This window comes from Aequorivita sp. 609 (assembly GCF_014212065.1).
Lineage (GTDB): Bacteria > Bacteroidota > Bacteroidia > Flavobacteriales > Flavobacteriaceae > Aequorivita > Aequorivita sinensis.
Genome location: NZ_JACJVM010000025.1, coordinates 49,455 through 65,168, shown reverse-complemented (window position 1 = coordinate 65,168; position 15,714 = coordinate 49,455). Strand labels below are relative to the sequence as shown.

Genomic DNA, 15,714 nt, shown 5'->3' with positions numbered 1-15,714 from the left:
ACCCGCTATTTTTTAGACAAACACGGACTTCTGCGAGAATAATTACTCAATACTTTTTTAAAAAAACTTCTAAATCTTGTTCGTTAGTTAGTTTCAATATTTTTTTAAGCCTGTACTTTCCAGTTTGAACAGATTTATGAGAAATATTAAATAAAACTGAAATCTCTTTTGCTGTAAAACCATATTTTATTAAGGCTGCTAAGTGTTTTTGACGATTAGTTAAACCATTAAATTCAGTATCGAGCTTGTCAAACATCACTACCGAACTTTGTTCTAAATTTAATAGAAATTGCTTTCTATCGGCCTCTAAATTCTTACCCTCTCTAGTGTTCTTAATTAATTCAGTTATTTTTCCTTGGTTTAAGTGCTTTTGAGCAGAGGTGTTAATTTGGTTTAAATGCTCTTTTAGGCTTAAAATATTTTCATTCTTTTCTACAATTTGAGAAGCTAATTGATGTACTTCCTTTTTCTTTTTATGTAGTATTTCCTCTTGTACATCTAACTTAGATTCTAATAATAACTTATTTTTGGCCAGTCGATGTCTTTCTTGTTCGGCCTTTATAAATTTCAACTTTTGTCTGTATAAAAAAATCAAAACAAGAATCAAAAATAGTAATAACACTGATAGAGCAGCCCAATACAACATCGCTGTATTTCTCTTTTTTAATTCAATCGCTTGTTGATTCCGGAAAACTTCATGTTGTGTCTCCAATTTAGCAATTTGCCTTTCACTCTCTAAATTAAAAAGTGTATCATGAATACTCTGATACTTTAAAAGCGTTTCATATGCCGCTTGGTAATTGCCATTTTCACGATACAATTCGTGTAAACTTATCAATGGTGCGCGGGCCTCATTAGGAGCAAAAAATGTATCGAGAACTTTTAAAGACTTAAGCAAATGTTCTTTATAATTATGCGATTCACTTGCTCCGCGATAATAGTAAGCTTTATTGTATAGTACCCTCGAGTAATCCTTTGATAATTGTAAGGTGTTCTTTTCGTTTAACTGGGCTTTGAGAATGACATCCTCCGCCTTATTTAAATATTCTAGACCATCTGTGTTTTTTCCGATAAGTAAATTTAAGGCTCCAAGATTTGAATAAAGTATTTGTATATCATCAATTTGGTCAAGATTATCATAACCTAAAACTTCTTCGTATGCAGCTATGGCCTTTTGTATCTGCCCTTCCTTATAATATACCCCTCCAATATTACTAATCGTTCTTACTATATTCTCTTCTTTAGATAGTGTTTTGTAAATAGATAAACTTTGTTGTAAATACCTTAAGGCTTTGTCGGTCTTCTCTAATTCATAGTAAACTTGTCCAAGTTTATTCAACGTTCTGGCGTAGTCAAAACGAGTAATATTATCCATTTCCTTAATTTTCTCAAGAACTGCTTTAGAACTTAATAAATATTGAAGAGCCTCAGGATAATTTGATCTGTAAACTGCTATTTCACCTAACGTATAATCAATTTTATAGCCTAGGGAATCATTTTTATTTCCTAGAAGTAATTGCTTTGCAGCTTTACTTAAAGAATCTGCTTTTACCGGATCGTGACGAATAATCAACTTGGCCGAATCTAAAAGAAAAGTTATTTCCTGAGGAATCTCATCTCCACTTCGAGTAGGAGAGAAAAACTTAGTAGAGCCCATAAAAAATCCAATAGAAAAATAGACCACTACAAGTAATACAGTGGTTATTAATGTGAAATTAATAGCGAGCGAAATTTTAAACTTAGGGAACCATCGCATTTGTCAAAAATACTTAAATACATGAACAATATTTATGTTTAATGAAGGGATACATTCAATTAATAATGAGAACTAGCAAAAATGCTATGCTTTACTAAAACTGACTTCACTCACGAATTACTATTGACTAGTTTTAAAGTTTTACAATTCGGTTTTGTACTCGCTAAAAACAGTTTCTTTAACTTGTGCTTATAATGACGAACCCGTCGTTAGACATATTTTTTATAACCGAGAAAAAAACAAGTGGTGTTGATGGATACATGGCTATAGTCTGCCAGATTCAATGAGTTTGTTAAAATAAAATAACAATAGTAATATTAACGTTCTTTGAAGATTTCAGAGATAGAAATAATTCCAATTAATTTCCTGTTTTTGAATCCAATCAAGTTAACGCAGCATTTGATTATGTATATTTTCAAAATAAAACATATCTAAACATCCCTAATTAGGGTTGACCGTTCTTAATTAATTTTCAAATATCGTATACTAAGATGAATAAAACTGTTTGGATAAATAGTTAAGTTTACAGAGTTCTATTTAAATAGTTTTTTATGTACCCAAAAATTGAATCCTACTTTTCTATCTTAATGCTTTTCGGTGCTTCACAGGCTTTCACTGGTATATATCTTCTATTAAAAGATAAAAGAAGACCATATTCCAACAATATACTTGCCTTGCTACTTTTTGCTTGGGGTTTTTCGTGTTACTGGTTTTTTGCATTTATACACAAAGAACCATTTTTCAGTGTTACCCTAACTACTTTTATAGGACCAATGCTAGCTCTTACATTGTTTCCGCCAATATATTTGTATGCAAAATTTATGTTTTATGAATACAAAAAGTTTCAAAAAAAGGACCATTTACATTTTTTACCAATTTATATTTATTTAGGTTTCACTCTTTATTTATTTGTAAGTAGCGACTTCTCTATAGCAAATATGCGTAAACATGAATGGTATAATTTTAGAATGAATATAAGTTCTTACGTAGCTACTCTACAAGGGCCTTTCTATTTCATTAAAACTAATCGAATTCTAAAGAAAAGGTATCAAATCCTCCAAGAACAATACTCCGAAATAGAAAGCAGGAAGCTAGAATGGTTTCATATTATTAACTATAGCTTCGCTTCAGTCTTTATAATAGGTGGGATTTCGGCAATAATTAAAATTACTTATATAGATCCTTATCTATTGTATATGGCTTATCACGCAGTAATCGCAATTAGTATTTTTTATATAACACTTATGATATATAAGTATCCTATCCTTTTCTGTCGGCCTATTCCTATTTCTAAAGTCAGCTCAGTAAATACAGTAAAACCTTTTGAAACAAAGCTGAATAACGAGGCAAGTATAATTCGCGAAACCTTTAATAATGAACCAGAAATAGAAAGTGAAATAATAGAAAAACTAGACAAGTTAATGAAAGAGAAGAAGCCTTATAAAAATCCAAATTTTTGCCTTAACGATCTAGCAACTGAATTGTCAGAAAAAAGGAATGCAATTTCACATGTGCTTAACCACAATTTAAACAAAACGTTTTATAATTATATAAACGAGTTGCGAATTGAAGAAAGCAAAAGATTGCTTTCAGATAAAAATCTATTCCATTACACAATCGAAGGTATTGCTGCAGAATCAGGATTTAAAACAATGTCGGTTTTTTATAGGTTCTTTAAAGATATGGAAAACGTAACTCCTGCAGTCTATCGCAAATCACGCACCACTCGTTAAGTTATTGAGCGTAAACGTCTTGTGTTTAAAAGTATTTGTTTGGGTCTAAAAGGAGGACAATAAATTGGTGAATTACCCCTAAATCGATTAGTTTGCTAGGCAATAAAATCGTACTCTTTTCGGGTGCAGATAAATTTTCTAATCTAAAATTCAATAATGAAAAAAACGTACACAATTATTCTCCTGGCTTTGCTCTTTGCTTTAAAAGGGTGGTCACAGAATTTATTACAACCCTTTATGGAGGATGTAGAACAACAAGCAGATTTTTCGCAAACCAATTTAGAAGGATGGACTTCACTTGATTTGGATGGCTTAAATACCGCCGGACCATTTCAAAGCTTCCCTGGAAAGGGCGGGCCATTGGGTTTTTTTGTTTACACACCCTCACAAACAAATCCACCAAACACATTAGATGCGTATATACCTCACTCTGGTGATAAATATTTTGCTAGTGTATCTTCATATAGTGGTCCTGCTAACGATTGGTTAATTTCTGATGAACTTCAAAGTCACCCTGGAGGAGTATTATCCTTTTATGTAAAAAGTTCATTCGATTATTCTGGACCCGATGAGTTTAAAGTAGGATATTCTATGTCGGGATCAAATACCGAAGACTTCATATTGTTTAATGGAGGGAATACTACCTTGCCTACAACAAATTGGACAAAGTATGAATATATAATACCACCTGGTGCAAAACACCTTGCAATTAACTGTGTTTCTCAAGCTGTTATGATGTTGGTAGACGATATACAGTTTGTCCATAATGTAGAACCACAAGCCCCAAATACTATTACAGATTTATCTGTGAATACTGTATTAGGAAATGATATAGAAGTCACTTTCAATTGGAATAACCCAGTTGTTGATAAAGCCGGTAATTCTTTAACCAACATTACGGGGGTTAAGGTTTATAGAGGTACAAATCCTATGAACTTGACAGAAATTGCAGATTTGAGTGGTGCTGTAGGTGAGAGTATGACCTATGTTGATTTATTGCCTGAAGGTGGTTCTTATATACATAGGTTTGTAGCGTATAATAATTTAGGAAATGGAGTTGTTCATACAACCCCGCTTACGTTTTTTGGATATGAAACTATTCCTGGAGCTCCAAAAAATATAACTTTTACACAAAACGCAAGTTTACAAACTGTAATTTCCTGGGATGAAGTTGATTACGGTGTTTTAGGAGGTACGCTTGAAAATCCAGTAGTTGGGTATACTATCATTAGAAAGTTAGGGAACCTAACAGAAACTCTTGCTGAAATGCATGCAAATACTACGTATATCGAAACTGAAATTCCAGATTTTAATCTTTATACTTATGAAATAATTGCACAAACTAGCCCTGATAACCTAGGTATACCTGCGGAAGTTTCAGCTTATTCAGGAATGAATGAAAACCAAGTGCCTGTTACTGATGGTAATAAAGTTTCAGACCAAGTTTTTGAACTTAGTAGATCATCCATTATATCCCAAAGTATTTATACCGCAGATCAAATTGGAAGTACAGGTCTCATCACTTCGCTTTCTTACTTTGGTAACTTAGGAACTACTACTTCAAGTCGATATAAAATCTATATGAGTACAACAAATAGAGAAACATTTGGTACAACTCTGAATAATGCTGTTTGGGAGTTTTTTGGAGATCAAAAACTCTTATTTGATGGTTATATTCAATTCCCAGCAGGGAGAAATGCTATTACAATAGATTTGGATCAACCATTTTATTATGATGCGGCAAGTGGTGAAAACGTTATAATTACTATCGTTAAACCGTTAGTGGAAAACCCACCTTCGGTAAATCCTAGAGAGTTTTATAACACTCCTGTAGAAGGTATGCGTACCTATTATTCTATTGGCTATTCTACAGACTTAAGTCTAATAACAAACCAGCCACCGGCTTGGTCTACTGAGGAAGTACCTACTATACCAAGTATAGTAACGGAAAAAAGGACAGACTATGGTAGTCTAGCAGGAACAGTTACGCTCTTAGATGATAACTCCCCTATAGAAGGAGTAACAATTACAATTACACCAGAAGGAGCTTCAGCATATCAAACGGAAATAACACTAACAAATGAGTTAGGGGTTTATACAGTGCCAGCATTAATGCCAGGAGATTATTTGGCAACATTTAGTAAGGATACTTATAATACTTATGAAACAAATTTTACTATAGCAGCAAACCAAGAACTTATATTAGATGCAGCGCTTACCAATGCAAATCCAATTGTAATTTCTGGGTCTGTAATGGATGAAAATGGAACAGCAATCGAAGGAGCTACCTTAACCCTAACTGGCTATTCAGATTATATAACAACTACAGATGCTTTGGGGAACTTTGCTTTAAATGCATTCGGAGAAAAAGAATACGAACTCGAAGTTTTTCACCCGCTTTATGCATCGGAGAATTTAACTTTTACAAGCGAAGTAGCAGATTACAATTTAGACCCTTTTCAATTAGAACTAGCATTGCATAAACCTGTAGATATTGTGGCTGTAAACAATAATGGAGTAGGCGATGTGGATTGGAGTATACCAGTAGGATATTTCAACCAGAAAACCATTGGCTGGGGAAGTTTTAATACTACAGGCGAAAAATGGGGTAATGGAGGAGATCCATTTATTTCTGGAATTAGGTTCGAAACTTCTGATTTAGAAACACAAATAGACGAAGATGCTAAACTTACTCATGTTAAAGCATATATTTCTAATAATGCCGAAATTATCGTTAAGGTTTTTGAAGGTGAAAATGCAGAGCAATTAGTTTATTCACAACCTGCATCTATTACTGAAGAAGGATGGTATATCTTCGAGCTTTCCACCTCAATACCTATAGATGTGTCAAAAGAGTTGTGGATAGGTATAGAGTTCTTAGCCGGACAATACGGAGCTTACCCAATAGGCCTAGACGATGGGCCTGGTGTACCTGGAAGAAAAGGTGGAATGAAATATGAAAATGGGGTTTGGACAGGGTTAAACCTTACTAATAAAAACTGGACTATATATGGTATTGTAAACAATACAATGGATGCTAACCCTTCCGGGTACAAGGTTTACAGGAGCCCAGCAACAGTAAATGATTGGACAGAATTAACACCTACACCAATTACCGAAACTACTTTTAGCGATACTTCTCTAATCGATCAAGAACCTAATATGTATAAATACGGGATTAGCGCTCTTTATGAAACTGATCTGATATCAGAAAAAGGAATTTCTAATGAAATTCAACATAATATGTTCTTTGATTTTACGCTAGAAATAAACACAGATTTTGGCAGTGCCGAAGATGCTTACATCTCTATTTGGAATGCCGATAATTTTGTTGAGGGCTTTATCCCTATTGGTTCAAACTCATTAACATTCTCTGATTTATTAACAGGAGATTACACCGTAAGAGTAGAATTAGAGAATTATGAAATTGTAGAGCTTACCAATGTAACCGTAGAGGATAATAACACCCTAGTTATACCTCTTACACTTTTAAAAGTACAGCCAGCAAACCTAATTGCTACTATCGAAGGGGCGTCTTCTGCTAGACTTGATTGGACACTTCATCAATCTTTTACAGATAATATTGAAAGATATCAAGATTTTGAGCGAGAAAATATAGGTAATTCTATACTTAAAGATTTAGATGGACTTGAAACCTATACCTATACAAACTTCACTTGGCCAAATGCTGGGGTACCAATGTCTTTTATGGTGTTTAATCCATACTCAACAACTCCAGCTATTGATCTTGAAGCATTATCAGGTCGAAGGTATCTAACTGCATTTGCTGGGCCAAATGGTGCAAATAACGATTGGTTGATAATTCCTGCAGGTCCTGGCGAATTTAGGTTTAATGCCTCGTCGCTTTTGGGATCAGACCCTGAAACAATAAAGGTTTTATATTCTACCTCAGGAAGTGAACCATCAGATTTTACAGCTTTTGGTGGCGAAATCACCGTGCCAGAAAACTGGACCGAATATAGTTTTAACGCTCCAGAAGAAACCAAATATGTTGCTATTAACTATATAAGTAACGATACTTATTTCGTTATGATTGATGATGTCACTTATGAAAAGAATTACAATCATGAAATTTCGTATAATATATATCTAGATGGGGAACTTGTTTCTTCTTCCGTAACCGAAACAACATTTACTTTAGAGAATCTTACCAATGGAACCCATTTAGCCGAGGTTGAGGCAGTTTATGAAACTGGTGTGTCTGAAAAAACTGAAGTATTAATCACCTTGCTCGATGTAGAAAGCTACAAAAAGGATGCTTTCCAAATTTATCCAAACCCAACATCAGGAATATTTGCAATTGTACTTGCAGAGAAAGCTGAAGTAAGTGTTATAGATATGCATGGAAGATTATTAAGCAAATCTGTAAAAGAAGCAGGTACATCTTTAATGAACCTAGATATTTCTTCAGGTACCTACATTATTAATGTAGTATCAGAATTTGGAACTTCTTCTAAAAAACTGATTGTCCATTAAATAAAACGTAAGTAGGAATCTTTAAAGCTGTCTAACTCTCAGGATTTAGGCAGCTTTTTTGATGGTTAAAAGTGAAAAACTAACTCCCATCTATAACAATCCCTCGCTACCTTACTAATCCTGCATGTAATGATAAACTTTTCCCTAAACATCCCCCCAAGCCTTAAGTAGTCAACCTATATCACAGACGTACATACGTCCTAAGTTTTTACAACCTATGTCCTTACGTCCCAAGTCTTTCCGTCCTAAGTCTTTCCGTCCCACGTCCTACGTCCTTACATCCTACGTCCTTACATCCTACGTCCTTATACCCTGCGTCTTAAACCCTACAACTCGCACCCCACATCTCCTAGAGATTTAATAAATGCAGCATATTTATTCTAAAAAAAAATAGATTTAACCTGATGGTCAAATCTATTTTCGAAGTTTTGCTGTTTACAACTAATTAAGCGTGTTGTAATTCGTGCTTCCCCTCTTTAATTTCCTCAATTAATTTTCTATTGAATGCTGGTAAATCGTCTGGGTTTCGGCTAGTAACAAAAGCCTGATCAACAACTACTTCCTCGTCAACCCAGTGCGCACCTGCGTTTTCTAAATCTTTTCGGATAGAAGCGTAAGATGTCATTTTTCTACCTTCTACAACTTCTGCATTAATTAAAGACCAAGGGCCGTGGCAGATAGATGCTACTGGTTTTTTCTGTTTAAAGAAATCTCTAATAAATTCGATAGCATCTTCATTAGTACGTAACTTATCGGGATTAATAACGCCACCAGGTAAAACTAGGGCATTGTAATCGTTAGCGCTCACATCCTTCAACACCTTATCTACTTCGTATTCGTCACTCCAATTTCCTTCACTCCAACTTTTAATTTTTCCTGAGTTCGGACTTACAATATGAACGTCAAAGCCTTCTTTCTCCATCGCTTCTTTTGGAGATTTTAATTCACTTTCTTCAAATCCATCGGTTGCCAATATGGCTATTCTCTTATTCATAATTTTGATTTTTTAATTAATTTTTCTTTTATGTAAATATAGGATTCACAGCGCGTTTACTATATTAAGTAAATTGTAAACCTGTGATAAAAAACGTTAAAATCATTAGGAATGAAGGGGTTGTGAGCTTTTAACGTGTGTTGAACTAGGTGGATCAAGGTCCAAGAACTGTTTCTTACTAATAACAATCCATTTTTAGATGCCCATTATTAATTAGGGTATCTAAAGTTGTATCCGAATTTATCAGTATTTTTTCTATAACATCTAGAACTCCGTGTTGCATCGTTAGGGAGCCACAGATCATAATTGTACCTCCATTCTTAATTGTTTTTAGAATGGTTGTTTGCTGTTGTAGGACTAAATCTTGAACATATTGCTTATTTTCTTCTTTTGAATAGCATTTGTGAAGGCTAAGGTTTGAATTTTTTAAGTTTTCGATTTCCAAGAAGTTATCGTAAATATTAGAAGATTCTTTTACACGACCACCCCACAGAAGCACTACATCGGCGTTTTTGTTTTCTTTTATCACGCCCAAAAACGGAGCTATTCCTGTGCCGTTGGATATTAATATTGCCGATTCAGAATATATTGGAAAATGGAACTGTGGATTTGTTTCAACAGCTGCCTTAAAAATATCATTTTCGTTCAAATTAAAAAGGAAAGAGGATCCAAGACCAAATTCATGCTTTTTGATGCTTAATAAAATCTCTTCACCTATTTTAGCAATGGAATATTGTCGAGGAATTTTAATACCCGCAGGTAAAATAGAAAGTAGGTCTCCAGATGTGAATTTAATTTTACGCTTCGGTTTTATGCGAAGCAAAAAGGTATTATCTATATTTAGTTCGCTTTTTTCTACAACTTTAAAAGAAATTAGTTTTAGTTTTTTAGATTGCTTTGGCGGATCAATTTTTAAAGGTACTGTAATTATTTCACTCCACTGACTTGCCCATTTTTGAAAGTCGACGAAATTGGAATTGTCAATTTTGTAGAGGGGTAAAACGCGATGAAAACCTTTTCTTGTTTGGAAAAATAAATCTATTTCCTTTGCAAACTGACAATAATCTGGATAATTCAAGGATCCAAATCCTACAACGGAAAAGTTTATAGTGTTTGGTTGCTTAACAGTTTCAAAAAGGGTTTTAAACTTTCTTGCGTTGGTAGGTGGTTCTCCCTCACCATAAGTTGAGGTTAGTACAATAATGTGTTTAGCTTTTGCATAAGTAGAATAGTTGTTTAATTCTGTTAAAAAAACGTCTTTACCTTTTAAGGTAAGTGCCTTCTGAAGTCGGATTGCGAAATCGAAAGTAGTTCCGGTTTCAGAGCCAACCAAAATTATGTATTCACAAACGTCTTTATCTAGTTTTTTTGAAATTGCACCTAATTTTTTACGTCTTTTCAAGGTCATTACGAATCCTGAATACATAAAGAAAACAATGGATGCGCTTGCAACCAATAGTACGATTGACCACAGCACACTGCCTTCACCTGTATGAAGTGCTATGCTTAAGCGTGAAGCTAATGTTACAAAAGGATATGAAGCTGAGCTTACAATAGCGCCTGTTTGTTGATTTAAAAGGACTTCCTTATTTTTTAATGCAATGTGAAAATAATCATCGGCCGCATCGGAAAAAGGAAATGCTACATTCCTTATTTCAGAGAGTTTTGTTTCCTTAAAAAAGGGAATTTCTGATAGTTTCCCATATGTATTTGGTGCGTTTGAAACTGCCACTTCCTGTAACTCAATTGTAGAATTGGGTAAAAGATTGAATCTTTCTGCAGAAAGATAAACTCCTGTAAGGGAAAGAATAATTATAGGAAGAAGTAACCATCTACTTAAAATAACGTGATAGCGCATTTCAAAATACTCCTTTTGTACTTTCGAAAATAGTTTTTTTATTCCGCCTTGTCTTTTTGCTAAAAGAAAGATACCAGTAATAGCAATAATAAATAGTAGAAATGAAACCAGACCAACAAAAAGCCGCCCAACACTTTTTAGAAACAATGAACGGTGCAAGTTGGTGGCAAAGCGGTAAATCTCCGGTCTTTTAGTAACTTCACCTAGCTGTTCACCAGTTTCTGGGTTGATGTAAATATCTAATGTTTCAAAATCTTCGTTGAGTACGGATGCCTTTACGAAGCCAGAAGATTCTACTTCCAATAAAAATACTTCTTCGTAATTCTCTTTTAATCCAACAATCGCTGTTGCCAAAGAAACGTTTTCTAGATTTGAAACACCGTAATCCTTTGTTTGATGTATAATGGGCTCAACAGCTAAGATAACTCCTGTAATTGAAGCGATCAAAAGGAATAGGGAGGAAGCTAAGGCAAGTATTAAATGGCAGTATCTCCAGATGGAAATGGTCATTGCTGTGCGATTTTAGATTTTTGACTTAGGATTGGATGACTTAAGACGTAGGACTAATGTGAAACTATAATGTAGGTCGTACGTCCAATGTCCTCAAGTATTATTTCTTTTTTATTGCGTGAGCATACGTACGTAACGGATAAAGCCTTTCCCTTCTTTTTTAGAGTTCAGGCTTTCTGTCGTAAGTGGAAATTGAAGATCATCTTTGTAATATTTTTGATCTTCGACGGACGTTTCAAATCGCAAAGAGTAACCCTTATCTATTTTATTTATCGGAATTTGCAAAATACTAACAGTGCGTTCACCACCGCTAATTGTTTCTCCAGAAATAGCATCGATATTCGGGCGACGTTTGCCATAAAATTTCCACCATTCACTTATTTCACTATACCATTCAGGGTCTTTTCCTAAAACGTTTAAAGTTTCTTCGTATTCTCCATTAGGGTTCATCAAGGAAACTATAACATAAGCACCTTCACCATTGTAATTTGTCATTTGTATAAGGCATTTAACAGGTTTGGTTTCATTGGTTGTAAATCCAACCGTTAGAAAAATAAGGATAAAAAAGACAGGTATTATTTTAGATAACTTCTTCATATTATTTCAAAAAATTTAAACTTATATTTTGTTTTTGCAACTGTTCATTTTCGCTCGCTAAATCGAAAGCTGTTTCGTCAAAGCTAGTTTTGACGTTTTTATTAGCGCCAATGGAGATTAAATATTTCATCATTTCATCGTTTTCGGCTTTCATTGCAGCCTGATGTAACGCTGTTATACCTTCATTGTTTTTGGCATTTACAGGAATTTGAAAAGTTGCGAGACGCTTCATCAATTCAAGATTGTTTTCACTGGCTGCAAAATGGTAGAGCGTATTGCCATTGGCTTGAGTAGTATTTAATTTTAACCCGATTGTTTTGAGTATTTCTAATTTGGTTTCAAAGGCATCAGAGTTGTTTGCTAAGTATGATTTGGCCAAATAGTACGCGACAGTATTACCATTTGAGTCTATTGCCATAGCATCACTTCCTTTTTGTATTAAGAAATTAACTACTTCTGAACTATTTCCAACTACAGCAAGCATTAGAGCAGTTTGACCTTCGTTATTTGCGTAGTTATAATCATTAAGATTATTCGAAAGCAATTTTACTATTTCTAACTTATTGCGTGAAGCAGCGTTTAAAAAAGGAGTATTACCTTCTGAATCTTTTTGATTTACATCTGCGCCAGCTGAAAGAAAAAGTTCAAAAATATTCTTATCTGAAGTGCTATATGCCAATCGATGCAAAGGGGCGAAGCTATCTATCGTAACAATATTGGGTTTAAGGCCTAAGTTTTTAAGGTATTGGTAAACTTCAAATTTGTTTTCAAAGCCTCTTGTTCCTTGTGCAGCAAAAAGAAAAGCATTGCCTCCATTTTTGTTCAAAGTTTTGTAATCCACACCTTTGTTAACTAACAAGTTTAATAATTCAATATTTCCGCGTCTGTTCGCATAATTGAATATGCCATTTCCGTCATCGTCGGTGCTATTTAACGAAATACCCTTCTCGATAAAGTAATTAATTTCCGCTTCATTTTTTAAATAAGGTGCTGCAAGAAGCAAGGTATTCGCGCCATTTTGGTCTTTTTCTTGAGTAAGATCGACACCTTTTGCAATAAACAAATTATAAATTTCAGGATTTGTTAGTCCCGAAGTAGCGGCAAAGGTAAGCGGAGTATTTCCGCAGCTATCACGTGCCGTTATGGAAGAGCCTTTTTCTAATAAAGAAATAACATTCTGAATTTCTCCAGCATAAGCCGCCCAATGTAAATAAATTCGACTGTCGTGCGTGCGTTTATCGATGGGATTGCCTTCTAAGGACAATAAATAATTTATAATTTTATTGTCAGTTTTGGTAATTAGGGCATATACGGTAGCGTCAAAACCGTTTTCATTTAGTGCGGTTGGATCGTGCCCTTCCGAAATCTTTTGTTTTAAGGTTTCTAAACTTGGGTTTTGTAACCAAAAGGCACGGTCAGCAAGTACATTCTGTTGCTGTGCTAAAGCGCTGAAAGGTACTAGAAACAATAGAAGTTTGAGTGTTATTTTCATAGAATTATATTTCGAAAAACAAACCCTTAGCACCTCTTCATTTAAGCTAAAGTTAATTTTGGAGCTTAGTCGAGAGGTGCGGGAGTTTATAGGATGCCTGTTATTTTATAAATGAATCAATCACTTTGTCGATTGATTTTTTATTGGTGTATTTTTCTTCGTCAAATAAAAACTTGTACAAAGGCTTGTTGTCTACTTTTTCTTCAAGAGAAAGATCTTTGTTTTTAGCGTATACTCGGTTCCATTTATCACGAACAAGTGACCATTTTTCACCATTGTCTTTCCACCATTTTGCAGCAACTGCGCATCGACTATCTTCAACTTTTACATAGGTGTTATATCCTTTTTCCTTGGCCAGAATCACGTCTTCCTTGCCAGCTTCACGAATTACTTTTTCATTGTCTTGATCGTGAACCCAGCCAAACTCTGTAATTTCAACACGATTACCTCGCACTGTTAAGTTGTAGTCGCTTCGCGTGGTATATTCACGTCTTGGCAATGGTGCGTTGGAAGTGTTCTCCCAGTAATTCTTCCCATCGACGTGTACCCAAGAACCCGAACCTTCGTATCTTGGACTATCATCTACCTGAAAAACTTTTTGAGTCCATTGACCTTTTACTTTTGCAGCTGGTAATTTTATAAATTCCCAAGTGTTGTCTGCGTTGTATGAATAAAAATCTGTGTTTTCATAAAGCCAGTCTTGGCGCCAATGTTTTACAATCATAGGTTCAGCAGGATTGCCCACTTGAAGTAAATGTTGAATAACAATTTTATTATCTTCATCTGTTATTATTTCAGCCCATTCCAAGCCTGAAGACACTTCATTTGGCGAAGGTTTGTAAAGCGAATCTTTGCTGTAATTAAAAGTTTCAGCAAAGTTGAAGGTTACTTCGAAGCAACCACACATATCTTTAATAGACTTTTTATCTAGTTCTTTTTTGTCTAATTCTTTTTTGTTTTGCGCTTGTAATGTCATCACTGAAATGAATAGCGCCAATAAGAACGAGTTTTGTTTTTTCATTTTATATTAATTTAGAATAAGTTTTTTTGAGATAACGTTCTTTCCGGCTTTAAACTGAACCATATATATTCCGCTTTGTAATGAAGAAAGATCTAGGGTTTTGTTGAAAAAACCATTGGTTGAAGCAATTTGAGAAGTATGTACCAACTGCCCTTGAATGTTATAAATTGAAAGATTGTTTTCTAATGAGTTAGTATTTTTTAAATCGTATACTATATTTACAATTTTGTCTGTAGTGGGATTTGGAAACATTCCGAAAGTAACGCCTTCAGAAATATCCTCAAGCCCCAAGATATCTGAAACATCTTCATAATAAAAACTTATATTTCCGTTTGATGCGCCTTCAAATGATTCAAAAACTAAGCGGTACACAGTGTTTTCATCGTATTTTATATAATAGGCCATATCCGTATTTACATCATAACCTGATCCGTTAAAGGTTTTCCAATTGTATCCTATGGTATTTATTTCTTCAGAATACGCTAGTCCGTTTGGATTGCCATTACCATCGGGCTCTTCGTTTTTTGCAACGGTTACATTTGGGTTTTGTAAGGTTCCCGTTACAATATAATTTTCGCCTGGAGGATCTAAAAAAGTATTGTATTTTCTAAATACAAAATCCCAAGAACCTATCGCTGGTTCGGCAACAACTTCTGCATTGTTTTGAAGCGAATAATAATTGTAACGGTTTTCTGGATTACTTGTGTTTGATACAGTTGTAGTTGTTTCATCTATCCAATCAGTTCCATCCCAAGTAGCGTATTTAAAAGTGTAGCCACCATAGTAATCTTCATTAATAAACTTTCTATAGGTGCCATCGGTATACTTTAATACAAAAACGATTGTTCCCTCTACGTGGTGAGATACTGGGTTGTATTCTCCCCAACCATAACTCGCAGAACCTTGCATAAAAGCACCATTATCCCAATTAGTATCGTCATTATACAACGGAGTCCAAGACGCTTCGTCTGCAATATCAATAGTGTTGAAATCGGCTGGATTGTTTGATGCTTCATAAACCTGAATGCCTATTCCATCATTTACACGAATACCAATATTTTGTGGATTTTCACGTAAAAAGGCTATGTCCCAACTTGAAGCTGGAAACGTATTTGTTTCTGCTGAAGAGAGTTTGTAGTAAACTTCATTACTGTATCCTTGCCCCATCGAAAGTGTCGCATTTGTTTGTTGTGCCTGTGAAAGTAAACCAGTCAAGGCTATGGCAGCAATATGTAATAGTTTTTTCATTGTATTTG

General features: G+C 34.5%; 9 protein-coding genes. 2 read left to right on the top strand and 7 right to left on the bottom strand.

Annotated elements, in window-relative coordinates:
- Positions 1–46: 46 nt before the first annotated feature.
- A complete protein-coding gene (locus tag H4O20_RS08140) occupies positions 47–1,756 on the bottom strand; it encodes a tetratricopeptide repeat protein (protein ID WP_185098898.1) in 1,710 nt (569 codons plus the stop codon).
- A 551-nt stretch (positions 1,757–2,307) separates the two neighbouring features.
- Here H4O20_RS08140 and H4O20_RS08135 point away from each other — a divergent pair.
- Both H4O20_RS08135 and H4O20_RS08130 read left to right on the top strand, forming a co-directional pair.
- Positions 2,308–3,489 carry a helix-turn-helix domain-containing protein gene (locus tag H4O20_RS08135; protein WP_185098897.1) on the top strand — a complete coding sequence of 394 codons (1,182 nt, stop codon included), beginning with the start codon at positions 2,308–2,310 and terminating at the stop codon, positions 3,487–3,489.
- 156 nt (positions 3,490–3,645) lie between these two features.
- On the top strand, positions 3,646–7,986 hold the full coding sequence (locus H4O20_RS08130; RefSeq protein WP_185098896.1) for a carboxypeptidase regulatory-like domain-containing protein: 4,341 nt from the start codon (positions 3,646–3,648) through the stop codon (positions 7,984–7,986).
- 445 nt (positions 7,987–8,431) lie between these two features.
- Here H4O20_RS08130 and H4O20_RS08125 read toward each other — a convergent pair whose 3' ends face one another.
- The 6 genes from H4O20_RS08125 to H4O20_RS08100 all read right to left on the bottom strand — a co-directional run bounded on the left by H4O20_RS08125 (position 8,432) and on the right by H4O20_RS08100 (position 15,706).
- Positions 8,432–8,980, bottom strand: coding sequence for a type 1 glutamine amidotransferase domain-containing protein (locus tag H4O20_RS08125; protein ID WP_185098895.1), 549 nt, complete (start codon positions 8,978–8,980; stop codon positions 8,432–8,434).
- Positions 8,981–9,158: 178 nt separating this feature from the next.
- A complete protein-coding gene (locus H4O20_RS08120; RefSeq protein WP_185098894.1) occupies positions 9,159–11,348 on the bottom strand; it encodes a PepSY domain-containing protein in 2,190 nt (729 codons plus the stop codon).
- A gap of 111 nt (positions 11,349–11,459) precedes the next feature.
- Positions 11,460–11,945 (bottom strand): DUF2271 domain-containing protein, encoded by a 486-nt coding sequence (locus H4O20_RS08115; RefSeq protein ID WP_185098893.1) that lies wholly within the window; start codon positions 11,943–11,945, stop codon positions 11,460–11,462.
- A gap of 1 nt (position 11,946) precedes the next feature.
- Complete coding sequence (locus tag H4O20_RS08110; protein WP_185098892.1) at positions 11,947–13,437, bottom strand: ankyrin repeat domain-containing protein; 1,491 nt, start codon at positions 13,435–13,437, stop codon at positions 11,947–11,949.
- 100 nt (positions 13,438–13,537) lie between these two features.
- A complete protein-coding gene (locus H4O20_RS08105) occupies positions 13,538–14,413 on the bottom strand; it encodes a DUF6607 family protein (protein WP_260402661.1) in 876 nt (291 codons plus the stop codon).
- 51 nt (positions 14,414–14,464) lie between these two features.
- On the bottom strand, positions 14,465–15,706 hold the full coding sequence (locus H4O20_RS08100; RefSeq protein ID WP_185098890.1) for a T9SS type A sorting domain-containing protein: 1,242 nt from the start codon (positions 15,704–15,706) through the stop codon (positions 14,465–14,467).
- Positions 15,707–15,714 lie beyond the last annotated feature (8 nt).